Here is a 22,514-nt window from a genome sequence, read left to right as displayed (position 1 = left end):
CGTGGACGGTATCCGCGTACAGCAACAATCTGAACTATGAGCATATACGTTTTTGTCTACGGCACGCTACGCGCGGGCGAAATCAATGATCTGGCGCAAGCGGCCGCCACGCGCGGCCTGGCGCCCGCCCGGCACGTGGGCGCGGCCACCGTGCCGGGCGCGCTGGTGGACTTCGGCGACTGGCCCGGGCTGGTCCCCGTGGCCGACGGGCGCCGGGTGCTGGGCGACATCTACGAGGTCACGCCCGCGCTCGTCGCCCTGATGGACGAGATCGAGGAATACGTGCCCGGCCAGCCCTGCTGCTTCGTGCGCCGCACGGTGCTGGCCCAGCCCCTGGCCCCGGCCGGGGCCGCCCCCGTGGCCTGCGAGTACTACCCCATCGACCCGGCGCTGCGCGGCGCGGCAACGGACGTGGCGGGCGACGACTGGGTGGCCTACCGGCTTGCCCGGCGTCGTGGCTCGGCGACGTAGGACACGGCACAAACAGCACAAACGGCGCCAAAAAAACGGCACGCGGACGGCTTTCGTCCATCCCGTAAGACACCCGTAGTAACAACGGACTACAATAGATACCTGTCTCACGCTTTACGCCCGCCCCGGCTACCCGCCAGGCCCGGGCACTATAGAGGTCATCGTATGCAAAAACGGGTTCCCGTTGCCCCTGATGCCGCCCACTGTTCCACGTGTATGCTGGGCCACGTGTGTGTCCCGGTCGGCATGGCCGCCGCCGAAGTAGAAAAGCTGGACGAACTGGTGAAAGAGCGCGTGCGCCTTGAAAAGGGCAAGACGCTGTATTCGCTGGACAATCCTCTTGACGCCGTCTACGGCGTACGCTTTGGCAGCCTGAAAACGCAGCTTGAAGACGCCACCGGCCAGATCCAGATCACCGGTTTCCACCTGCCGGGCGAAATCGTCGGCATGGACGGAATGCTGGAAGGCAAGCACGTGTCGGCCGCCGTCGCGCTGGAAGACTCCGAAGTCTGCGTGATCCGCCTGAACGAAGTCGACCGCGTGGCCACGCACCTCCCGTCGCTGCAGCAGCAGTTCCGCCGCCTCATGAGCCGCGAGATCACCCGTTCGCACCAGATGCTGGCCTCGCTGGGCTCGATGCGTTCGGAACAGCGCCTGGCCGCCTTCCTGCTGAACCTGTCGCAGCGCTACGCCTCGCTGGGCTATTCGTCCACCGAGTTCGTGCTGCGCATGAGTCGCGAGGAAATCGGCAATTTCCTGGGCCTGACGCTGGAAACCGTCAGCCGGCTGTTCTCGCGCTTTGCCCGCGACGGCCTGATCCGCATCAACCAGCGCGAAGTCCGCATCCTGGACCTGCCCGCGCTCAAGCAGCTGCTGGGTCACGAAGGCTGCTGACCCTGCCTGCCCGCGCCATGCGCCGCGCGCCTGCCGCCCTGCCCTCGCCGCCGTATGCACGGCGCGCGTCTGGCGCCTGGGCCGTGGCGGCGCTGGCCCTGGCGCTGCTGGCGCCTGCGGCCATACGCGCCCAGACGCCGCTGCCCGACCCCTACGATTACGACGAACCCACGCCCGCGCCCAAGCGGGTGGTGGTGCCGCGCTGGCAGACGCTTGAGCTGGGCAAGCCCGGGCGCCGCTACAAGATACCGGTTTATGCTAACCGCAACCTGGCGCGCGACGACCTGCGCGATATCAAGCAAATCGTCATCGTCTTCCATGACATCAAGCGCGACGCCGACCGCTATTACGAAACCGCCGCCACGCTGCTGACCGCCAACCCGGCCCGCGCCAACGACACCCTGATCCTGGCGCCGCGCTTTGTCGGCGTGATCGATTCGGGCTTTGCCGGCATGGCGGCCTGGCGCAAGTCCGGCTGGGAAGACGGCGACGACAGCGTGCAGGCCGCGGGCCGGCCGGCGCCCGTCAGTTCGTTCCAGGTGATTGACGACCTGCTGCGCAGCCTGGACGATCGCAAGCGCCTGCCCACGCTGGCCGGCATCGTGCTGGCCGGGCATTCCGGCGGCGCCCAGCTGGTGCAGCGCTACGCCGTGCTGAACCAGATCGACGGCCCGCTGCGCCGGGACGGCGTGGCGCTGCGCTACGTGGTGGCCAACCCGTCGTCCTACCTGTACCTGACCAACGAGCGCCCGCGCCCGGACGGCAAGGGCTACGCGCCCTACGAACGCGGCATCTGCCCGACCTACAACCAATACAAGTACGGCACGGACAAGCTGCCCGCTTACGCCCACGATGCCGCCGACGACAAGCTGTTCGTGCGCTATGCCTCGCGCGACGTGACCTATCTGCTGGGCGGCGCCGACAACAACCCTGAACACCGACTGCTGGACAAGACCTGCGGCGCCGAGGCCCAGGGCGCCACCCGGCTGGCGCGCGGCACGGCCTATCTGCAATACGAGCGCATCGTGGCCAACCGCGGCGCCAAGCCCGTGACGCTGCATCGCGCCGGTTTCGAAGTGGCCGGCGTGGGGCACGAGAACAGGGGCATGTTCAGCTCGGTCTGCGGCGTGCGCGCGCTGCTGGGCGAAAACGCCATCGCGCCGCCCGGCGCGGCGGCCTGCTCGGTGATTGCGCCGCCGGGCAAGTGATGCTCCGGCGTCTGCTTTCGCCCCCCTGGGGCGCCGGGCGGAACTCACCTTCCCGCGCCCAAATTCTGACAAAAACCTGAACAAATTCAATGAGATACGGGGTGCATTTTTGCGCCCGCTGGCGCAAGATAAGGGGGTACGGACTTCCCTGGAAGACAGCGATGACCCAATCGTATCTGGACATGCCCGACGCCAAACGCCGTATCAAGGCCATCTTCGTCGGCTCCATGGGCAACCTGGTGGAGTGGTATGACTTCTACGCCTATACCGCCTTCGCCCTGTACTTCGCCCCCGCCTTTTTCCCCTCGCACGATCCCGTCGTCCAGCAACTGAATGCGGCCACGCTGTTCGCGGCCGGCTTCATCGTGCGGCCGCTGGGCGGCTGGCTGTTCGGCCACCTGGCCGACCGGCACGGGCGCAGGCTGTCGCTGATGGTATCCGTGGGCATGATGTGCGTGGGTTCGCTCATCATCGCGGTGACGCCCACCTATGCGTCCATCGGCCTGGCCGCGCCGGCGCTGCTGGCCCTGGCGCGGGTGATCGAAGGCTTGAGCCTGGGCGGCGAATACGGCGCCAGCGCCACCTACCTGACCGAGATCGCCGACCCCGACCACCGCGGCTTCTATTCCAGCTTCCAGTACGTCACGCTGATCGGCGGGCAGTTGTGCGCCATCCTGGTCCTGCTGCTATTGCAGAACGTGTTCCTGACGCATGAGCAACTGGTGCAATGGGGCTGGCGCATTCCGTTCGTGATCGGCGCGATGCTGGCCGTCATCACTGCGCTGATGCGGCGCGACATGCCGGAAACCGATTCGTACAAGGAAGCCAGCAAGCGCAAGCCGCAGACCAGTTCGCTGCGCGGCCTGCTGCGTTATCCGCGCGAAGTCGCCATCGTGGTGGGCCTGACGGCCGGCGGCACGGCGGCGTTCTATACCTTCACCACGTACATGCAGACTTTCGTGCGGCAGACCTCCGGGTTCTCGGACATCGTCACCACCTACGTCATCGCGGCCTCGCTGATCTTCGCGCTGATCCTGCAGCCACTGTATGGCGCGCTGTCGGACAAGATCGGCCGCAAGCCGCTGCTGGTGTTCTTCGGCATCGCGGGGGCGGCGCTGACGGTACCTATCCTGATGACGCTGTCGCACACGACTTCGCCGTTCATCGCCTTCCTGCTGATCTGCGCAGCCTGGGTGTTCACGGCCGGCTATACCTCGATCAACGCCGTGGTGAAGGCCGAGCTGTTCCCGACCAACATCCGCGCCACCGGCGTGGCGGTGCCCTACGCGATCACCGTGTCCATCTTCGGCGGCACGGCGCCGGCCATCGCGCTGTGGTTCAAGCAGCAGGGCCATGAACAATGGTTCTATTACTACCTGGCGGGCGTGATCTTCATCTCGCTGCTGGTGTATGCGACCATGCGCGACACCAAGCACCAGTCGGCCATGCACAAGCACGATTGAGGCGATGCTGCGTCCCCCAAAAGAGCGCCGACACGTCGACGCTCTTTTTACGTCAGCCAAGGGGCGGCGGGCGTGCAAAGACACAACAGGCGCCACGGCGCGATTGATCTCTCAGTAAAAATAATTACAATTCTCGTTTTCAAAATATCCTTGCCTGGCCGACCCCTCGGCCGCTGTGCCGCCCATCGTGAGCCCTCCGGAGTCCGCCTCCAATCCCACCGTCGAAACCCTGTACACCAGCCACCATGCCTGGCTGCAGGGATGGCTGCGCCGCCGGTTGGGCAATGCCTGCGACGCCGCCGACCTGGCGCATGACGCCTTCGTGCGCCTGCTCACCAGGCCACGCCGCTTCGACACCGCGCCCCAGGCCCGGGTGTACCTGCGCACCATGGCCAACGGCCTGTGCGTGGACCTGTGGCGCCGCCGGGAAATCGAGCAGGCCTGGCTGGACACGCTGGCCGCACAGCCTGAAGCCGTGGCGCCGTCGGCCGAACACCAGGCCATGGTGATGCAGGCGCTGCACGAGGTCGACGCCATGCTGCGCAGCCTGCCGCCCAAGGCGGCCACGGCGTTCGTGCTGGCCGTGGCCTGCGAGATGACGGACCAGGAAGTGGCGGACGAACTGCAGGTGTCCAGCCGCATGATCCGCAAGTACGTGGCGCAGGCCATGCTGCATTGCCTGCGGCTGGAAGCGCGTCTGGCCGCGAGCGAGGCATGAATCCCCAGCCGCAGGCCGCCGCGCCGGGGCTGTATGCCGTCACCGACGAATCCCTGGAGCAGGCCGCAGAGTGGTATGCACTGCTGCGATCCGGGCAGGCGGGCCAGGAAGACCACGGCCGCTGGCAGGCCTGGCTGGCGGCGGATGCGCGCCATCGCGAGGCCTGGTCCTATGTGGAACGCATCAGCCAGCGCTTTGACCCGATCCAGCGCAGCCCCGCCAGGCGTCCCGCCACGGACGCCTACCGCCTGGCCCGCAGCCGCCTGACCCGCCGCCGCGCCCTGCTGGGGCTGGCGGGCGCGGGCGTGCTGGCCTGGGGCTCGCTGCGCTATGGCTCGACGTCGACGCTGGCGCTGGCCTGGATGGCCGACCACCGCACCCGCACCGGCGAAATCCGCGAGCTGGCCCTGGCCGACGGCACCCGCGTCTGGCTCAATACCGCCAGCGCCTTCGACGACGACTATGACAACCAGGTGCGGCGCCTGGTGCTGCGGTCGGGTGAAATACTGATCCAGACCGCGCCCGATCCCGCCCGCCCCTTCCTGGTGACCACGCCGCAGGGCGAACTGCGGGCGCTGGGCACGCGCTTCACCGTTCGCAGCGGCGACGGCGATGCGCTGGTGGCCGTCTATGAAGGCGCGGTGGAAATCCGCACGGCGCGCAACGGCCAGACCCGCGTGATCCCGGCGGGTCAACAGGCGCGTTATTCCGCCACGACGATCGATGGCGCAGCGCCGGCCGACCCCGCCCGCGAAGCGTGGTCGCGCGGCATCCTGATCGCGCAGGACATTCCGCTATCCGACGTGCTGCGGGAACTGGCCCGCTACCAGACCGGTCATCTGGGCGCGAGCGCCGAGGTGGCCGACATCCGCGTGCTCGGCAGCTACCCCTTGGCCGAGCCGGAGCGCGCGCTGGCGATGCTGGAAGCGGCGCTGCCGATCCGGGTGCAGCGCAGCCTGCCGTGGTGGACGACGGTGCGGGCGAAGCCACGCTAGCGCCCGCACCGCCCCCGCCCCATCGGCCCATTTCCTCTTTTTTCAAAAAAAGGTTCCGACTTTTGCCCTCTCGTTCGATCAAGCAGGAGTAAGCGATCCGTGGCCCTGCCGCGGCTCGCCCTGCCTGCCACCTGTTCGAGAGAAAGATTCCATGTCCCGCAAGTCCCCTCCTCGCCCCGCCCGCGGCCGCCGTCCGCTATCGCTGTTGCAGGGCCTGGCCGCCGGCGCGCTGCTGGCCGTTGCCGGGACGCCCGGCGCGCAGGCGCAAGACGCCGCGCCCGCCGCCCAGACCGCCGCCGACGCGCTGCGGCGCTACGACATTCCCGCCGGCCCGCTCAGCGCCACGCTGACGCGCTTTTTGGGGGAATCGGGTCTGCTGCTGGCCGGCCCGACGGAACTGGCGCAGGGCAAGACCAGCCCCGGCGTACGAGGCGACTACACGGCGGCCGGCGCGTTGCGCGCGCTGCTGTCGGGCACCGGCCTGCAGGCGCGCCCGGACGCGGGCGGCGGCTACACCCTGGAACGCGCGCCGCAAGCGGCGGCCGGCGGGGTGTCGACCTTGCCGTCGATCACGGTGACCGGCAACGGCGAATCGCCGGTCGGCCCGGTCGCTGGCTATATCGCCACCCGCACCATGACGGCCGGCAAGGACGACACCGCGCTGTCGGAAACGCCGCAGTCCGTCACGGTGGTCACGCGCGACCAGATGAACGACCAGGGCGCGCAGACGATCACCGACGCGCTGCACTACGTGGCGGGCGTGAACACGTCGGCCTATGGCGAAGACCCGCGCTACGACTGGATCACGGTGCGCGGCTTCAACCAATCGGTGTTCGGCATGTACCGCGACGGCTTGCGCGCCTCGGGCAGCAAGATCGGCATGCGCATCGATTCGTACGGCCTGGAGCGGCTGGAAGTGCTCAAGGGGCCCAGCTCGGTGCTGTATGGCCAGAATTCGCCGGGCGGCCTGATCAACGCCGTGACCAAGCGGCCCACCGACGACCCGCTGCACGAGGTGACCCTGGGCGTGGGCAGCCACGACCGCAAACAGGCGCAATTCGATCTGGGCGGCCCGGTCGCAAGCGACGGCACGGTGCTTTACCGGCTGACCGGCAACGTGCGCGACAGCGACACGCAGATGCGCTATGCGCCCGATGACCACCGCTACATCGCACCCGCGCTGACCTGGAAACCCAACGCCGACACCACGCTGACGGTGCTGGCCAACTACCAGAAAGACCGCGCGGCGTGGGGCCTGTGGTACCCGCGCACGGGCACGCTGTTCTCAAGCCCGTGGGGCCCGATCAGTTCCAGCTTCTATCCGGGCGAGCCGGATTTCAACCGTTTCGACCGGACCCAGAAGTCGATGGGTACGCTGCTGGAATACAAGCTCGGCGGCGACGCCGTGTTCCGCCAGGGGCTGCGGGTCGAATCGATGGACTACGACGCCAAGTACGTGCGCGGCCGCGCGCTCTTGAACGACGACTACGACCTGGATGAAACCGGCCACCTGTTGTATCGCGACGCCAACCGCAACCAGCTGCGTTCCAAGGTCTACACCATGGACAACCAGCTGGCCTGGACCGCCCGCACCGGCCCGGTGACGCACCGCCTGCTGGTGGGGCTGGACGCCAGCCTGACCCGCTACAACGACCGCCAATGGTCGGGCAAGGCGCCGGTGCTGGACATCCTGGACCCGCAATACGGCCAGGCCATCCCCGACCCGACCACGCCCTGGGCGCGCGACGTCACCGCGCGCCAGACCGGCGTGTATTTCCAGGACCGCCTGTCGCTGGGCGAGCACTGGATCGTGCGCGGCGGCGTGCGCCACGACCGTGCGCGCACCGAGACCCGCGATCCGCTGGGGACGCTGGACCTGAACCAGCGGGACAACGCGACCACGTACCAGGCCGGCGCGCTCTACCGCGCCGACAATGGCCTGTCGCCGTTCGTGAACTACGCCGAATCGTTCCAGCCCACGGCCCAGGCCAGCAAGGACGGCTCGCCCTACCAGCCCACGCGCGGGCGCAGCATGGAAGCCGGCCTGCGCTACGAGCCCGCCGGACGCCACCTGATGCTGACGGCCTCGGTCTACGACATCCGCCAGAACAACGTGCTGACGCAAGACCCGAACGACCCGGCCAATTCGATCCAGGCCGGACAGGTGCGTTCGCGCGGGGTGGAACTGGAGGGCACTTGGGAACCCACGCCGCAGTGGTCGGTGCTGGCCAGCTACACCTTCCTGGATGCCAAGGTCACGCGCAGCAACACGCCGGGCCAGGAAGGCACGCGGCCGCAGGATTCCTGGGGCACGACCTCGCCGCGCCACATGGCCTCGCTGTGGGTGAACTACCGCCTGGCCTCGACCGCGCTGCGCGGCGTGTCCGTCGGCGGCGGCGTGCGCTACCTGGGCAGCACGCTTGACTACGGCCCCACCGCCGCGGACCCCGACAACGCCTACGCCACCTCGGTCAAGACGCCCGCCTACACGGTCTACGACATGGTGCTGGGCTATGAGCCCAACGCGCACTGGCGCATGCAGTTCAAGGTCGCCAACCTGTTCGACAAGCTCTACGTGGCCAACCCGTGCGGCGGCTCGCCCCTGAACGCGTGCTACTACGGCCCGCGCCGCACGCTGCTGCTCAGCACCACGTACCGCTGGTAGACGGCGATGGCCTCGTTGCTGCGCCTGCTGCATCGCTGGGCAGGCCTGTTCCTGGCACTGTTCCTGTTCGTGTCCGGCCTGACCGGCGCCATCATCTCGTGGGACCACGAGCTGGACGAATGGCTGAACCCGCAACTGTTCGATGCCCCCGCGCCCGCGGGCGCCACGCTGCGTCCGGCGCTGGACCTGGCGGCCGGCCTGGAGGCGGCCGATCCGCGCCTGCGCGTGGCCTATCTGCCGCTGACCATCGAACCCGGCCATGCGCTGGGCATGTCGGTGGTGCCGCGCATCGACCCGGCCACCGGTCGGCCCTACCCGCTGGCGTTCAACCAGATCACGCTCGACCCCGCCACCGGCGCGGTGCGGGGTACGCGCTACTGGGGCGAGGTGTCGCTGGCGCGCGAAAACCTGATGCCGTTCCTGTACAAGCTGCACTACACCCTGCATCTGCCGGACGTGGGCGGTTTTGAACTGGGCACCTGGTTCATGGGCATCGTCGCGATCGTCTGGGCGCTGGACTGTCTGATCGCGCTGGCCATTTCGTTTCCCAGCCGCAAGGCCTGGCGCAAGTCGCTGTCATTCCGGCTGCGCCAGGGCCGGCCCAAGCTGGTCTTCGACCTGCACCGCGCGGGCGGGGTGTGGGTGTGGGGCCTGTTGCTGATGGTGGCGGTGACCTCGGTGTCGATGAACCTGGGGCGCGAAGTGGTGCGGCCGCTGGTGGCGTTCCTGTCGCCGCTCACGCCCGACATCTTCGCGCTGCGGCGGCCGGCGGCGCTTGCGCAATTCGTCGAACCGGGCATCACCCGCGCCCGCGCCTTGCAGCTCGGCCAGGCCGAGGCCCGCGAGCGCGGCTGGACATTGCCGGCGGGCGCGTTGTTCTACAGCGCCCCCTACCGCCTGTACGGCGTCCATTTCTTCGAGCCCGGCGACGACACGCCATCGGGCCTGGGGCGCCCGTGGATCTACCTGGACAGTCAGTCGGGCGAGGTGATCGGCGACCGCATTCCGGGCCGCGGCAGCGCGGGCGACGTCTTCCTGCAGGCGCAACTGCCCCTGCATACCGGCCGCATCATCGGCCTGCCGGGCCGCGTGCTGATGTCGGCGCTGGGACTGGTGGTGGCGATGCTGAGCGTGACCGGCGTGCTGCTCTGGGCCCGCAAGCGGCGCGCCCGGCGGCAAGGGCGCGAGCGCTTGCACCCAAGCCCCCAGGCCCGCATCACGCGATCAGGCGTCTTGCCCTAGCGCCGCGCCCCGGTCAGGGGCCGCGGCGGCGCAGGCGTAGCGGCTTCGATGCGTTCAGCCTGCAAGGACTGGATCTCGAGCGGCGAGCAGGCGTGGGCCACGCAGGGCAGGATCCAGCCTTCTTCCTTTTCATCGCGCGACAGGCCGGGCCATTCGATGCGGTAGGCGATGTCGCCTTCCAGCAGCAGGCACATGCAGGCGCGGCAGGTGCCGTTGCGGCACGAGCTGGGCAGCTTGATGCCGGCGGCCTGCGCGGCGGCCAGCACGGGCGTGTCGGCGTCGGCCTCGAAACGCAGGCCGGACGGTTGCAGCAGCACGGGAAAGGCGGGCATGGGAAGCACCGGGGCCGGGCAACAGCCGAGCCGCGTCAGGCCGGGTGGTCCTGCCAGTCCAGCTGCCAGGCGCCGGACAGCACGTTCTGCAGCCACAGCACGCAGGTCAGGGTCTTGGCGTCGGTGACCTGGCCCTGGGCGCAGGCGGCGATCAGGTCGGCCGGCTGGGCGCTGAAGACGTCCAGGAATTCGTCCGGGTCCAGCTGCTGCGGGCCGGCGCGCAAGCCGCGCGCGAAGTAGATGTGGATGATCTCGGTGGAATAGGCGATGGCCAGGTGCAAGGCGCCGGCCCGGGCCCATTGCGTGGCGGTGTAGCCGGTTTCCTCGAGCAGTTCACGCTTGCCGCAGACCAGCGGGTCTTCGCCCGGGTCCAGCTTGCCGGCGGGAAATTCCGTCATGACCTGGCCGACCGGGTAGCGGAACTGGCGCTCGAGCAGCACGCGGCCGTCGTCCAGCAGCGGAATCACCACCACCGCGCCGGGATGCACCACGTATTCACGCGTGGACGTATGGCCGTTGGGCAGGCGGACGGTGTCGTTGCGGATCTTGAGGAAGCGGCCCTCGTAGGGCGCTTCGCTGGCAACGCGTTCTTCGAACAGGTGCGAATCGGGCTTGTGGATCATGGCGGGACGGGTCGGCAAACGAGCGCCGGGCGCAACAGGCGGCCCGGCGGGCAAGCTTGCAGCTTACCATCGCGCTGGCGGCCCCCGACGCGGCGGCGCAGCCTGCGCGTCAACGGCGCCGCCCCTGCTCACCGGTCAGGCGTCGACGCGGATCACGATCTTGCCGAAGTGGCGGCCCGAGGCCAGGTGCTCGAACGCGGCGGGCGCTTCATCGAAGCCGTAGACGCGGTCGATCACCGGCGCGATGCGTGCCGTGTGCACCAGGCGCGTCACATCTTCGAGCATCTTGCGGCTGCCCACGAATATGCCTTGCAGGCGCTTGCTGCCGGCGATCAGCGCCAGCGGCGACACCGGCGTGGCCGCAAAGCCGCTGACCCCGCCGATGATGCCGATGGTGCCGCCCATGCGCGCCGCCGCCACCGAACGCACCAATGTGCCTTCACCGCCTACTTCCAGCACCACGTGCGCGCCTTCGCCGTGCGTCAGGCGCAGCACTTCGTCCTGCCATTCCGGGGTATCGCGATAGTTGATCAGGCCGTCGGCGCCCAGTTCGCGGGCACGCGCCAGCTTGTCGGCGCTGGACGACGTAATGATGGCGCGCAGGCCCGCGGCCTTGGCCAGTTGCAACCCCCAGATCGAGACGCCGCCGGTACCCAGCAGCAAGGCGGTCTGGCCGGCGCGGGCCTGGCCGGCCACGAACAGGGTGTTCCAGGCCGTGACGGCGGCGCACGGCAGCGTGGCGGCCTGCTCGTCGGACAGCGAATCCGGAATCGCCACCAGGCCGTGCTCGGCATAGATCGCTTCCGTGGCCAGCACGCCGTCGGTGGCGGCGCCCGGCGCCAGCGCGGTGTTGGCGGGCGTGGGGTCGCCGTCGATCCAATTGGGCATGAAGGCGCCCATCACCCGGTCGCCCGCCTTGAAGCGCGTGACACCCGCGCCCACGGCCACGACTTCGCCGGCCGCGTCGGATGCGGGAATCACGGGGGCGCCCGACGTCTTCAGGTAGTCGCCGCGCGCGACCATCAGGTCGCGAAAGTTCAGGGAAACGGCCTTGATGCGCACGCGCACGTCGAACGGGCCGGGTTCGCGCGGGGTCAGCGCCACGCGCTTGAGCGAGCCGATGCCCTGCCCGCCGGATACCTGGTATGCCTGCATGATGATGTCCTTGATGAATCGGGTTCTGGATGCCGGCCATGACGGCGCGGCGCGGTAGGGTTACGATATCCGGGAACCAAACTATCCAGTGGCGGCATTTATTCCACTGACTGATTCCACCAAGGAACCAATTCAAGATGGCCACACCCGCAACCCACGACCGGCTGGGCGGCATCGAGGTTTTCGTGCAGGCGGCCGAAGCCGGCAGTTTCGCCCTGGCCGCCGACCGCCTGAACCTGACCCGCTCGGCGGTGGGCAAATCCATTGCCCGGCTGGAAGCCCGGCTGGGCGCGCGGCTGTTTCACCGCACCACCCGCCAGCAAAGCCTGACCGACGCCGGCCAGGCCTACTACGACCGCTGCGTGCGCGCGCTGGCCGAGCTGCATGACGCCGAGGCCGAGCTGGACAGCGGCCGGCGTTCACCGCAAGGGCGCCTGCGGGTGAGCGCGCCGCTGGTGTTCGGCCGCCATTGCGTGGCGCCGGTGCTGCGCGAACTAGCCTTGCAGTATCCGCAATTGCAGATCGACATTTCCTTCAACGACCGCGTGGTGGACCTGATCGAGGAAGGCTACGACCTGGGCATCCGCATCGGCCCCCTGCCCGACAGTTCCAGCCTGGCCGCGCGCCGCCTGGGCTTGCAGACCATGGGCATCGGCGCATCGCCCGCCTACATCGCCGCGCACGGTCGCCCCGTCACGCTGGACGAGATGCGCCAGCACGTGGGCGTGGTCTATGCCCACGGCGGCGTCGAGAAAGGCTGGTCGGTCATGGGGCCGGACGGCCAGGTGAGCCAGCTGCATGTGCCGCCGCGGCTGCGGCTGGACGACCTGCAGGCCATCGCCGACGCCGCCATCGCGGGGGCGGGGCTGGCGTGGCTGCCGTGCTGGATGCTGACGCACTATGTGCGTTCAGGCGAGCTGGAAGTGCTGATGCACGGCGACAAGATGGCCGCGCACGATGTGCACGCCGTCTGGCCACAGGCGCGCTACCTGCCGTCGCGCACACGCGTCGCGATCGACGCGCTGGCCGAGCGCGTGCCGGCGATGCTGGCGAAGTAAGCGGCGGTCAGTCGAACTTGCGGCGAGCGTCCAGCGCCAGGCCGGCACCGATGCTGCCGAACAGGTCGCCTTCGACGCTGCGCGCGCCCGGCACCAGGGCCGACACGCTTTCGCGCAGGCGCGGCACGCGGCTGGAGCCGCCGGTGAAGAACACCGTATCCACTTCCGTCGTGGCCACGCCCGCATCGCGCAACAACACACCCACGGTCTGCTCGACCTTTTCGATCAGGCGTGCCACGCTGACATCGAACGACGGACGCGTGACGTCCACCCCCAGGTCGGGAGCGATGCGCGACAGGTCGATGCGCGCGGCCGGCGTTTCCGACAGCGCGATCTTGGCCTCTTCCACTTGCACCGCCACCCAGTGGCCGGCGCGCTGCTTGATCAGGTTCAGCAGCAGGTCGATCTTTTCGCGGTCGCCGGCTTCAGCGCGGATGTAGGCGAAATGCTCGGCCGCCTTGCGCGTGTAGGCCTGGTTGATGGTGTGCCAGCAGGCCAGGTTGCCGTACTGCGTGGACGGCACGTCCTTGCCGCTGCGCAGCTGGCTGCCCAGGCCCAACAGCGGCATGACGTGCGCCAGGCTCAGCTGCTTGTCGAAGTCGACCCCGCCGATGTGCACGCCGCCGTACGCCAGGATGTCTTCGCGGCGGTCGGCCTTGCCGGCGCGGTCGGGCCCCAGGCGGATCAGTGAAAAGTCCGAGGTACCGCCGCCGATGTCGATGACCAGCACCAGTTCTTCGCGGTCGATCTGCGATTCGTAGTCGAATGCGGCGGCCAGCGGTTCGAACTGGAATTCGATGTCGGTAAAGCCGACGCTGCGCGCGATTTCACCCAGCGTGTCCTGCGCGGTCTGGTCGGCGGCCGTGTTGTCGTCCACGAAGAACACCGGCCGGCCCAGCACGGCGCGCGTGAATTCGCGCCCGGCAGCGGTTTCGGCCCGATGCTTGAGTTCGGCGATGAATCGGGTGAGCAGCACGCGGAATGGAATCGAACGGCCCTGCACTTCGGTCGAGCCATCGATGAGCGAGCTGCCCAGCAGGCTTTTCATCGAGCGCATCAAGCGCCCGTCGTAGCCCGCCAGGTAGTCGGAGATGGCGGCGCGGCCGTAGCTGACCTCGGCATCTTCGTCGTGGAAGAAAATGGCCGAGGGCAAGGTGGTCTTGCCGTCTTCAAGGGCGAGAAGCGCGCGCTGGTCGGGGCGGCTCCAGCCGACGGTGGAGTTCGAGGTGCCGAAGTCGACGCCGCATGCGGTGGAAATCATGGAAATTCGGGGGCTGAAAGCAAAACGGCGGACAAGTGTAGCCGCAACCGCCCGAAACGCCATTTCACCCCGGGCGGCGCAGCGCCGTCGCCACGAAAACCAGGGTCACGGCCGCCCCCAGCAAGCCGCCGCCGGCGGACTTCACAGGTGATACTCAGGCGGCAACCGCCTGGCTTCTGGCCGCCCGCCGCAGCGCCTGCGGCGGTTGACCGTAGACCCGCAGGAATGCCCGCCGCATGCGCTCGGTGTCGGTGAAGCCGACCCGCCGCGCGATGCTCTCGATGCTGCTATCACCCGCCGCGATCAGGCCGCGCGCGGCTTCGGCCCGAATGCGTTCGACCGCCTTGGCCGGCGTTTCGCCTGTTTCGGCCTTGAAGCTGCGCAGGAACTGCCGCGGGCTGACGCAGGCCACTTCGGCCAGTTGATCCACCGACAGCGCCGTGCCCAGATGACCGCGAATATGTTCCAGCACCGCACGCATGCGATCGCTCTCGGGCGCCAGGTCCTGCAACGCCGAGAACTGCGATTGGCCGCCCGAACGCCGGTGGTACACCACCATCTCGCGCGCCGTGGCCGCGGCCACCTCGGCCCCCAGGTCGGCCTCGACCATTGCCAGCGCCAGGTCGATGCCGGCGGTGATGCCGGCCGACGTCCAGGTATCGCCATCGCGCACGTGGATCTTGTCGGCGTCGACCCGGATGCCCGGATGGTTGCGCGCCAGCGCGGCCGCGCGGCGCCAGTGGGTGGTGGCGCGCAGGCCGTCCAGCAAGCCGGCACCCGCCAGCACGAAGGCGCCGGTGCAGACGCTGGCCAGGCGCCGGCCCGCCTGCCGCTGGGCGTGCAGCGTGCGCCGCATGCCCGGCGTGACCGCGAATTCGCGCGCGCCCTCGCCGCCCGCCACGATCAGCGTGTCGGCCCGCAAGCCGCGCCGGGGGCGGGTCTGGATCTCGATGCCGCTGGTGCTGCGCACCAGGCCACCTTGTTCCGATACCGTCAGCACCGTATAGGCCGGCCCGCCCGCATTGCGTGCCAAGGCGCCCGCGGTCTGGAACACGGTGGCAGGGCCGGACATGTCCAGCAGCTGGAAGTCGGGCACGAGCAGGAAAGCGACGACATGGGGCATGGCAAGCGCCTGTAGCAATTGAAATGACCTGGCAGGGATTCCGGCGCGCATCGGTCTGCAAGGCGTGTCATTCAGGCCTGGCGAACACGATGGCGTTTTTTGTGGGAATTATGTCATTTACGCCAAAGTCTGCGTCATTACAGTAGGCGCTGTCAAACCCGAGCCTCGTACTTCGTGCCCCGATCCCCCGCGCCGCCCCTGGCCGGGGTCCGCCTCTTTCCTGCCCGCCGCCCCTATGCGCCCGTCACCCCGCTCTACCCCCGGCCAACGCAACGCCCGCCTGCTGGCCGTCTGCCAGGGCCTGTTCATTGCCGCCATTTCCATCGATCTGACCCTGACGGCCCTGACCGGCCACATGCTGGCGCCCAACAAGGCGCTGTCCACCCTGCCCTTCGCGTTGATCACCGTGGCGGGCGCCGTCGTCACCTGGTTTGCCTCGCTGCTGATGCAGCGCATCGGCCGCCGCAACGGCTTCACGCTAGGTGCCCTGGCCGGGGCGGCGGGCGGCGGCATCTCGGTCTGGGCGGTGTTTCATTCGGACTTCTGGGCCTTCTGCGCCGGCACCGCGCTGGTCGGCGTGTTCCAGGCGTTTGCCCAGTACTACCGGCTGGCCGCCGCCGACGCGGTCGAACCGGCCGCCAAGACCCGCGCGATCTCGGTGGTGATGGCCGGCGGCGTCATCGCCGCCATTGCCGGCCCCGCGCTGGCCAACGCAAGCCGCGACCTGTTCGCCCCTGTCACCTTTGCCGGGGCCTACCTGATGGTGGCGCTGCTGGCGCTGCTGTCCGCCGCGCTGCTGTGGGTGTTCTACCGCGACATCGACGCGCCGGTCCACCCGGGCGACACCCAGGCCGGCCTGCCGGCACGGCCGCTGCGCGAGGTCGCACGCCAGCCGATATTCGTGGCGGCGCTGGCGAACAATGTGGTGGGGTCCGTGTCGATGATGTTCATCATGACGGCCGCGCCGCTGGCCGCCGTGGCCTGCAGCCACACCATCAGCGATGGCGCGGGCATCATGCAATGGCACCTGGTGGGCATGTACGCGCCCGCCTTGTTCGCCGGTGCGCTGATCCAGCGCTTCGGCCTGGCCCGCATCCTGTGGGCGGGCATGCTGCTCAATGTGGCCAGCGCGTTGATTGCGATGGGATCGCCGTCATTGCCGGCGTTCTACGCGGCCCTGTTCTGCCTGGGCGTGGGTTGGAATTTCATGTTCGTGGGCGGCACCACGCTGCTGGCGCAGTCATACCGGCCGGCCGAACGTGCCCGCGCCCAGGGCGCCGCCGAGATGGCGCGTTATGCGGCCACCGCCCTGGCGACCCTGGCCGCCGGACCGGCGCTGGACACCTTCGGGTGGGAGGCGCTGAATGCCGCCATGCTGCCGGTGGTGCTGGCCGCGGGCCTGATGACCTGGTACTGGGCGCGCGGCGTAGCGCGCCAGGCCGCGATGGCCGGCCAGACGTAGGCGGCGATCGTCGGTCAAGCACAGGCAGCCGAATCAGGGTGGCCGCCTGTGCGTTCCTACACGGCTTGGGGCTGAGGCTTTCCGCCGTTGCCGCCATGGTCGCGATTGCCGCAATTGCCGCTATTGCCGCTATTGCCGCTATTGCGGCTGACGCCGCTGCTCCAGCTGTTGCAGGCATTGCGCCACGCCGGCCTGCATCTGCGCATTGGACACGGCGGCGCGGTCCGAGACCTCGCGGCAGCGCACGTATTCCGCCTGGCTTTCGGCAGAATCGCGAATCACGACAGGGGCCGAATTCGGGTCGGGCGTGACGGTCATGCGCAAGGTGGACGGCGGCGACAGGCTGCCATCCTTGGAGCGCTGGCTGGGATATTGGTATTCCTGGGTGACCGGCGCCGCGCTCTGCGCGTGGGCCGCGCCTGCCACGCAGGCCAAAGCCAGCAAGACGGCGGACAGTGGATTTTTTTTCATGGCGACCTCTCTTCAAAGAATGTGCGCCAGCCGACCAGGATCAACTGCCCCGTCCGGTGACGCGCCGGTCTATGGTAGCCCCGGGCGCGCCACGTGAGCGTGCCAAGACGCTACGCCCGACGCGGGATTTGTTTCTTGCGGTTTCCCGGCAGCGGCCACTACGCCCGGATCAGGGCTTGGCCGCCCGCTTGAGGGGCGCCGCCGCACCCGACGCGCTGGCGGCGGAGGGCTTGGCCGGCAAATCCCCGGGCGGCTGGCCCGGCCAGGCGCGCGGCGCGGTCCGTAAAGGATCCAGTAAGGAAGACAGGCCGTTATGGTCCAGTTCAAGCATCAGCGCCAGCAAGCGGCCAAGCTCGCCTTTCGGAAAGCCCTTGCGCGCAAACCACGCCAGGTAGGGCCCCGGCAGGTCGGCGATCAGGTGCCCCTGGTATTTGCCAAACGGCATGGTGCGTGTCACCAGCAACGACAACAGTTCAGGATCCATGGGATATCAAGCCGCGGCCGTGCCGCCAAAGACGATGTCGGCGGCGGGGATGGCCGCGATCTTGACGCCAAAACTGGCAATGGACGACAGCGTGGCGTTGTGGTGCGCCCGGATCTGGGCGCCAGGCGCATGCGGCTTGTCTTGCGTGGTGTGGGCATCGGCCGCCAGCGTCACCGGAAAGCCCAGCGCCGCGGCGCGGCGCACGGTGGTATCGACGCAGAATTCGCTGGCATAGCCGCACACCACCAACCGCGTGACGCCGGCTTCTGCCAACACGTCGGCCAGATCGGTGCGCAGGAAGGAATCGGGCGTGGTCTTGCGCACCCGGATGTCACCCACGGCCGGTTGCAGCCGCGCATCCAGCTGCCAGGCCGGCAGGCCGTAATCCATCGGGCTGCCGGGGGCCTCATGCTGCACGTAGATGACCGGCACGCCGCAAGCGCGGGCACGATCGGTCAGCGTATTGATGCGCGCCAGGACGGCGTCGGCGTCCGCGGGGGCGGGCGTGGTCTCGAACAGGGCGCGTTGCACATCGATCACGATCAGGGCGGACGTCATGCTTTCCTCGTAGGGTCCGTATTGAAATTTCCTAGCCGCATTCCGCGCCCACGATGGGGGGCGGCCAGATGCGGGCGTAGATCCAGAAATGGCGCGATTCGCCGCGCACCACGCGATAGTGGTGCAACAGCCCTTCGCGCTGAAAGCGGCAGCGCTCCAGCACGCCGGCCGAGGCCGTGTTGGTATCCAGCACCGTGGCCTGCACCCGGGCCAGGCCCAGCGTCTGCAAGGCCCAGTCGGTGACAACCGTGCAGGCCTGCGTGGCAATGCCCTGGCGCCAATGCGTCGGCGCCAGATCGTAGGCGATTTCGGCGCGGCGGGCCGCCAACGCGATCTCGTTCAAGCCGATGGTGCCGATCAGCCGGTCGTCGGCCCCGGCAATGGCCAGGCGCACGCTGTGCGTGGCGGCCGGGTCGGCATAGCCGCGGATCAGGCGGACCAATGTTTCCGGGCCGTCGAGCTGCCAACTGGTGTGGCGCGTGACGGCATCGTCATTCAGGTAAGCGTACCAATCGGCGGCGTCCGCGTCATGCAGCGGACGCAGGCGCAGGCCGGCGATGCCCAGGTCAGGGGCATGGTGCGGCCAGTCGGTAATGGGGAAAGACATGCGAGCAGCTTAAATCAAAAATCCAGCCGCCCCTTCAATTCACCAAACGGCACCATGACATGTTCGCGATAGGCCGGGCGCGCCTGCAGGCGCTCGTACCAGGCGCGCACATTGGGAAGCGGCGCGTGGTCGATGTCCAGTTCGTAGTAACGGTACAGGGACGTGGCTGCCGGGATGTCGGCCAGCGTCAGCGCGTCGCCATCCAGATAGGGCTGCGTGGCCAGCACCGCGTCCAGCTGGCCCAGGCAGACATGGGTGGCCGCCACGCTGCGCGCGATGGCCGCCGTGTCGCGCGCGGCTTCGGGGGTGCGGTAATAGCCCCAGAACACGCCCGACAGGAACGCCGGCTGCAACGCCGTCTGCGCCCAATCCATCCAGCCGTCGGCCCGAACGCGCCGCGCCGGGTCCGACGGCCAGAACGCGGCGGCGCCATGGCGCGCGGCCAGATAGCGCAGGATGGCATGGGATTCCCACACCACCGTGTCGCCGTCGCGCAGCAGCGGCACCTTGCCGTGCGGGTTCAGGCTGCGGAACTGCGGCGTATCCAGCAGGCCGAATTGCCCGCCGGCCGGCACGTGTTCGTAGGACAGGCCCAGTTCACCCGCCAGCCAGAGCACTTTCTGCACATTGAATGAACTGCGCCGGCCCCAGATGGTCAGCATGTTGGCGTCCTTGAAATGGATGGAAAATGCGGGTGAGCAATGCGTGTCCGGTTCGGGTCGCCATGCACGGACCGGGCTCAAGCCACGACACGCGGGTCGGCTTCAGGCCACGACGATGCGCGGCTCGCAGTGCACCGGGAATTTCACGGAGTTCGCGATGTAGCAGAAGTGGTGCGCGCGGGCGTGCAGGGCTTCGGCCAGGCCGGCATCGCCGCCTGCCTGGATGGTGACCTCGGGCCGCAGCGTCACCGATGCGAACGCGCCGCCGTGGTCGGGATCTTCACGCATCACGCCCTGCGCATCGTCGCGATAGGCGGTGACCACGATGCCCTCGACCGCGCACAGATGCAGATACCAGAGCTTGTGGCAGGCCGACAGCGACGCCACCAGCAGGTCTTCGGGATTCCAGCGCGCCGCGTCGCCGCGAAACGCGGGATCCGCCGAGCCGGCGATGTCGGCCTTGCCGGGCGCCTGGATGACATGGTCGCGGGAATAGGCCGTATAACTGGCGGTGCCCTTGCCGGTGTTGCCGGTCCAGGTCACATTGATGTCGTAGCGGTGTTCGCCTTTCATGGCAGGAATTCCTGAGGGTGCGGTGCGGGTACGAAGACGGATAGCGTAGCCCAAGCACGCGACGCCAGTGAAGGTCAATGTGGGACAAATGGGGCGCACATTTCGGACCCACGTGCATGCATCATGCAGGCGGCGCATCCGGGTATGCCGCCACGTCGGGCCCATCGACCAGCCACGGCACATCGTGCGACACATGGATATGCGCGGCCGGCCGCGCGCCCGGATCGTCGTCCAGCGTGGCCACCCGCAAGATGACCTGCGGCCGGTCAACCCAGTGCGCCATCAGATGTGCACCACACGCCGTGCAGAAATGGCGGATCTTGCCGGGCGACGACTCATACGCCCCCAGCGTGGCCTGGCCCCGCGTCCAGCGAAAGTCTTCGCGCGCCACGCGCGCGGTCGACGCGAACGCGGCCCCGTGCGATTTTCGGCACGTGGCGCAATGGCAATGGAAGATCGGCCCCGACAGGCGCTCTGCTTCGTAGGCCACGGCGCCGCACAGGCAGCTTCCCTTCATGACGAGTCTCCTTGTTGGCCGCGGCAGGCGGCCGGCTCAAGATACCAGCGTAGCCTGGTCGAACCGCGTGCAGCGCGCCGATACGGCCCTGCTGAGGGGCAACCACGGCCAAGATCCGGCGCGCTCGCTTGCCGCCATCGTCCCGTTCGGCGCGCAGCCGCGCAGTCGTCGATTCCGCAGTTCGCAACACCTTCCCGCATAGCGGGACAGCATCCGCATGACCTTTACAACCCGTTTCAGCAAGGACAAGCTTGCGTCCGTATCGTGGACGCTCTGCTACACAGGAGCTCGCCATGATGAAAACCACCCTGACCTGCACCCTGACAGTCGCCCTGCTTGCCGGCTGCGCCCCTTCAAAACCCATCACCGCCCGTTCCGTGCCCGTGGACAACCATACGGCCCGCAACGCGCTGGACTGGCCCGGCAGCTACGAAGGCACCTTGCCCTGCGCCGATTGCCCCGGCATCCAGACCCGCCTGACGCTGATGAAAGACGGCCGCTACGAGCGCACCACCCAGTACCTGGACCGCCAGCCGCAGCCCGAAGCGGTCGCCGGCACCTTCAGTTGGGAGTCCGACGGCAGCACCATCCGGCTGGACGCCTCCGGCGACAGCCAGCGTTATTTCGTCGCCGAAAACCAGGTGACCCTGCTGTATCGCGACGGCACCCGCCCCACCGGTCCGCTGGCGCCGCATTACGTGCTGCGGCGCGCCCAGTAGTCCACGGCATCGCTGGCGGCGTCGCGCAAGCCGCCGTCTTCCGGCTATTCTTCCAGGCTGAACATGCCCCGCCGCCCGGCCCGTGCCGGGCGGCGCGCACCGAACGGTGCGCACCCAAGGAAGGAACGCCATGAAAACCGATCACGAATTGCTCGACGCCTTCGCCCCGACGGGGACGCTGCGCGCCTCCATCAACCTGGGCAACCCCATCCTGGCCAACACGCATCCGGGCACCGGCGCCCCGGGCGGCGTGTCGGTGGACCTGGCCACGGAACTGGCGCGCCGGCTGGACGTGAAACTTGAGCTGGTGGTGTTCAAGTCGGCCGGCGAATCGGTCAACGCGGTGGCCGCCGAACAAGCCGACGTGGGCTTTTTCGCGATCGACCCGCTTCGCGGCGAACAGATCGCCTTCACCGCCCCCTACGTGGTCATCGAAGGCGCCTATCTGGTGCGCCAGGATTCATCCATCACCCGCCAGGAAGAAGTGGACTGCACCGGCCAGCGCGTCGTCGTCGGCAAAGGCAGCGCCTACGACCTGTACCTGACCCGCGAACTCAAGCACGCCGAGATCTTCCGCGCGCCCACCTCGCCTGCCGTGGTCGACACCTTCATCCAGGAAAACCTGGAAGTCGCGGCCGGCGTGAAGCAGCAGCTGGAAGCCGACGCCAAGCGCCTGGGCGGCCTGCGCCTTCTGGACGGTCATTTCATGCTGATCCGCCAGGCCATGGGCGTGCCCAAGAGCCGTGGCGCCAAGGCCAGCGCCTACCTGTCGGCGTTTGTCGAAGCCATGAAGAAAACGGGCTTCGTCGCCGACGCCCTGGCGCGTCACAACATCCAGGGCGCGGCGGTGGCGCCGCTGGAAAACCAGGGGTAGCCCTCCGGCGGGCGCGGCCTTCCCGGGGGTCAGTGGCTGATCATCCAGGGCCGCGAGCCGGCAAAGGATTTCGCCCCGTCGGCCGTGGTGCGCGTCTTGCCGCGGTTGCGCCCACCCGAGCAACAACCGCAGTTCATGCCGTGGCCTGAGCGCGTACTGCGCGGCTCGTTGGCGCTGCGCTCGTTGGCGGCATGGGCGCGGTTCACCGCGGACGACAACGCCGAGATCGCCGGCGCCCCGCCGACAATGCGGCCAGACAGTGCACCGCAATCCGGACACGCGGCGGGATCGCGCCATTGCGCCAACGGCCGCAGCGCCGCGAAGTCGCCGCAATCCGCGCAGGAATAGTCATACATGGGCATGGCAGGCTCCTTGTGCG

At 68.5% G+C, this 22,514-nt stretch carries 24 protein-coding genes and 1 pseudogene; 12 read left to right on the top strand and 13 right to left on the bottom strand.

Features of this window, described 5'->3' with window-relative positions; genetic code table 11:
- Positions 1–36 precede the first annotated feature (36 nt).
- The 8 genes from AC3WMR_RS12590 (at position 37) to AC3WMR_RS12555 (ending at position 9,656) form a co-directional block, all read left to right on the top strand.
- On the top strand, positions 37–471 hold the full coding sequence (locus AC3WMR_RS12590) for a gamma-glutamylcyclotransferase family protein (RefSeq protein WP_492265285.1): 435 nt from the start codon (positions 37–39) through the stop codon (positions 469–471).
- Positions 472–636: 165 nt separating this feature from the next.
- Positions 637–1,365: a helix-turn-helix domain-containing protein gene (locus AC3WMR_RS12585; protein ID WP_025135762.1), complete on the top strand. Its 729-nt coding sequence runs from the start codon at positions 637–639 to the stop codon at positions 1,363–1,365.
- A gap of 17 nt (positions 1,366–1,382) precedes the next feature.
- Positions 1,383–2,573 carry a hypothetical protein gene (locus tag AC3WMR_RS12580; protein WP_492265284.1) on the top strand — a complete coding sequence of 397 codons (1,191 nt, stop codon included), beginning with the start codon at positions 1,383–1,385 and terminating at the stop codon, positions 2,571–2,573.
- Positions 2,574–2,734: 161 nt separating this feature from the next.
- On the top strand, positions 2,735–4,036 hold the full coding sequence (locus tag AC3WMR_RS12575) for an MFS transporter (RefSeq protein WP_492265283.1): 1,302 nt from the start codon (positions 2,735–2,737) through the stop codon (positions 4,034–4,036).
- Between the two features lie 187 nt (positions 4,037–4,223).
- The gene (locus AC3WMR_RS12570) at positions 4,224–4,754 is read left to right on the top strand and encodes a sigma-70 family RNA polymerase sigma factor (protein WP_492265282.1); all 531 of its coding nucleotides are present in this window, start codon (positions 4,224–4,226) and stop codon (positions 4,752–4,754) included.
- The gene (locus tag AC3WMR_RS12565) at positions 4,751–5,749 is read left to right on the top strand and encodes a FecR domain-containing protein (RefSeq protein ID WP_492265281.1); all 999 of its coding nucleotides are present in this window, start codon (positions 4,751–4,753) and stop codon (positions 5,747–5,749) included. Before AC3WMR_RS12570 ends, AC3WMR_RS12565 begins: the two co-directional genes overlap by 4 nt.
- Before the next feature lie 151 nt (positions 5,750–5,900).
- The gene (locus tag AC3WMR_RS12560) at positions 5,901–8,414 is read left to right on the top strand and encodes a TonB-dependent siderophore receptor (protein ID WP_492265280.1); all 2,514 of its coding nucleotides are present in this window, start codon (positions 5,901–5,903) and stop codon (positions 8,412–8,414) included.
- A 6-nt stretch (positions 8,415–8,420) separates the two neighbouring features.
- Complete coding sequence (locus AC3WMR_RS12555; RefSeq protein ID WP_492265279.1) at positions 8,421–9,656, top strand: PepSY-associated TM helix domain-containing protein; 1,236 nt, start codon at positions 8,421–8,423, stop codon at positions 9,654–9,656.
- Here AC3WMR_RS12555 and AC3WMR_RS12550 read toward each other — a convergent pair.
- The 3 genes from AC3WMR_RS12550 to AC3WMR_RS12540 form a co-directional block, all read right to left on the bottom strand.
- Positions 9,653–9,988 carry a 2Fe-2S iron-sulfur cluster-binding protein gene (locus AC3WMR_RS12550; protein WP_492265278.1) on the bottom strand — a complete coding sequence of 112 codons (336 nt, stop codon included), beginning with the start codon at positions 9,986–9,988 and terminating at the stop codon, positions 9,653–9,655. The genes AC3WMR_RS12555 and AC3WMR_RS12550 overlap by 4 nt on opposite strands.
- Before the next feature lie 35 nt (positions 9,989–10,023).
- On the bottom strand, positions 10,024–10,611 hold the full coding sequence (locus AC3WMR_RS12545; protein WP_492265374.1) for an NUDIX domain-containing protein: 588 nt from the start codon (positions 10,609–10,611) through the stop codon (positions 10,024–10,026).
- A gap of 135 nt (positions 10,612–10,746) precedes the next feature.
- Entirely contained in the window at positions 10,747–11,766 is a 1,020-nt protein-coding gene (locus AC3WMR_RS12540; RefSeq protein ID WP_492265277.1) for a zinc-dependent alcohol dehydrogenase family protein, read from the bottom strand.
- A 137-nt stretch (positions 11,767–11,903) separates the two neighbouring features.
- Between AC3WMR_RS12540 and AC3WMR_RS12535 the strand changes: the two genes are divergently transcribed.
- On the top strand, positions 11,904–12,824 hold the full coding sequence (locus AC3WMR_RS12535; RefSeq protein WP_492265276.1) for a LysR substrate-binding domain-containing protein: 921 nt from the start codon (positions 11,904–11,906) through the stop codon (positions 12,822–12,824).
- A 7-nt stretch (positions 12,825–12,831) separates the two neighbouring features.
- On the opposite strand, the gene AC3WMR_RS12530 is transcribed toward AC3WMR_RS12535, so the two are convergent.
- The gene (locus AC3WMR_RS12530) at positions 12,832–14,085 is read right to left on the bottom strand and encodes an Hsp70 family protein (RefSeq protein ID WP_492265275.1); all 1,254 of its coding nucleotides are present in this window, start codon (positions 14,083–14,085) and stop codon (positions 12,832–12,834) included.
- A 154-nt stretch (positions 14,086–14,239) separates the two neighbouring features.
- The gene (locus AC3WMR_RS12525) at positions 14,240–15,208 is read right to left on the bottom strand and encodes a GlxA family transcriptional regulator (protein ID WP_492265274.1); all 969 of its coding nucleotides are present in this window, start codon (positions 15,206–15,208) and stop codon (positions 14,240–14,242) included.
- Positions 15,209–15,443: 235 nt separating this feature from the next.
- Between AC3WMR_RS12525 and AC3WMR_RS12520 the strand changes: the two genes are divergently transcribed.
- The gene (locus AC3WMR_RS12520) at positions 15,444–16,670 is read left to right on the top strand and encodes an MFS transporter (protein ID WP_492265273.1); all 1,227 of its coding nucleotides are present in this window, start codon (positions 15,444–15,446) and stop codon (positions 16,668–16,670) included.
- 138 nt (positions 16,671–16,808) lie between these two features.
- Here AC3WMR_RS12520 and AC3WMR_RS12515 read toward each other — a convergent pair whose 3' ends face one another.
- The 7 genes and pseudogenes from AC3WMR_RS12515 to AC3WMR_RS12485 form a co-directional block, all read right to left on the bottom strand.
- On the bottom strand, positions 16,809–17,141 hold the full coding sequence (locus AC3WMR_RS12515; protein ID WP_492265272.1) for a hypothetical protein: 333 nt from the start codon (positions 17,139–17,141) through the stop codon (positions 16,809–16,811).
- Between the two features lie 268 nt (positions 17,142–17,409).
- Positions 17,410–17,625, bottom strand: a pseudogene (locus AC3WMR_RS12510) (DUF3820 family protein); the annotation flags it as partial.
- Positions 17,626–17,631: 6 nt separating this feature from the next.
- Positions 17,632–18,183, bottom strand: coding sequence for a cysteine hydrolase family protein (locus AC3WMR_RS12505; RefSeq protein WP_492265271.1), 552 nt, complete (start codon positions 18,181–18,183; stop codon positions 17,632–17,634).
- A 31-nt stretch (positions 18,184–18,214) separates the two neighbouring features.
- Positions 18,215–18,790, bottom strand: coding sequence for a GNAT family N-acetyltransferase (locus AC3WMR_RS12500; RefSeq protein WP_492265270.1), 576 nt, complete (start codon positions 18,788–18,790; stop codon positions 18,215–18,217).
- A 14-nt stretch (positions 18,791–18,804) separates the two neighbouring features.
- Positions 18,805–19,452 carry a glutathione S-transferase family protein gene (locus AC3WMR_RS12495; RefSeq protein WP_492265269.1) on the bottom strand — a complete coding sequence of 216 codons (648 nt, stop codon included), beginning with the start codon at positions 19,450–19,452 and terminating at the stop codon, positions 18,805–18,807.
- A 102-nt stretch (positions 19,453–19,554) separates the two neighbouring features.
- Positions 19,555–20,025, bottom strand: a complete 471-nt coding sequence (locus AC3WMR_RS12490) for an OsmC family protein (RefSeq protein ID WP_492265268.1) — start codon at positions 20,023–20,025, stop codon at positions 19,555–19,557.
- Between the two features lie 121 nt (positions 20,026–20,146).
- Complete coding sequence (locus AC3WMR_RS12485; protein WP_492265267.1) at positions 20,147–20,542, bottom strand: GFA family protein; 396 nt, start codon at positions 20,540–20,542, stop codon at positions 20,147–20,149.
- Positions 20,543–20,835: 293 nt separating this feature from the next.
- Between AC3WMR_RS12485 and AC3WMR_RS12480 the strand changes: the two genes are divergently transcribed.
- Together AC3WMR_RS12480 and AC3WMR_RS12475 are read left to right on the top strand one after the other, a co-directional pair.
- Entirely contained in the window at positions 20,836–21,261 is a 426-nt protein-coding gene (locus tag AC3WMR_RS12480; protein WP_029953490.1) for a copper resistance protein NlpE, read from the top strand.
- A 130-nt stretch (positions 21,262–21,391) separates the two neighbouring features.
- Positions 21,392–22,135 carry an ABC transporter substrate-binding protein gene (locus tag AC3WMR_RS12475; protein WP_025135740.1) on the top strand — a complete coding sequence of 248 codons (744 nt, stop codon included), beginning with the start codon at positions 21,392–21,394 and terminating at the stop codon, positions 22,133–22,135.
- A 29-nt stretch (positions 22,136–22,164) separates the two neighbouring features.
- Here AC3WMR_RS12475 and AC3WMR_RS12470 read toward each other — a convergent pair whose 3' ends face one another.
- Positions 22,165–22,497: an FmdB family zinc ribbon protein gene (locus AC3WMR_RS12470; RefSeq protein WP_492265266.1), complete on the bottom strand. Its 333-nt coding sequence runs from the start codon at positions 22,495–22,497 to the stop codon at positions 22,165–22,167.
- Positions 22,498–22,514 lie beyond the last annotated feature (17 nt).

The organism is Achromobacter sp. FW305-C-28, from assembly GCF_058783235.1.
This window is presented reverse-complemented; position numbering and strand designations above follow the sequence as displayed.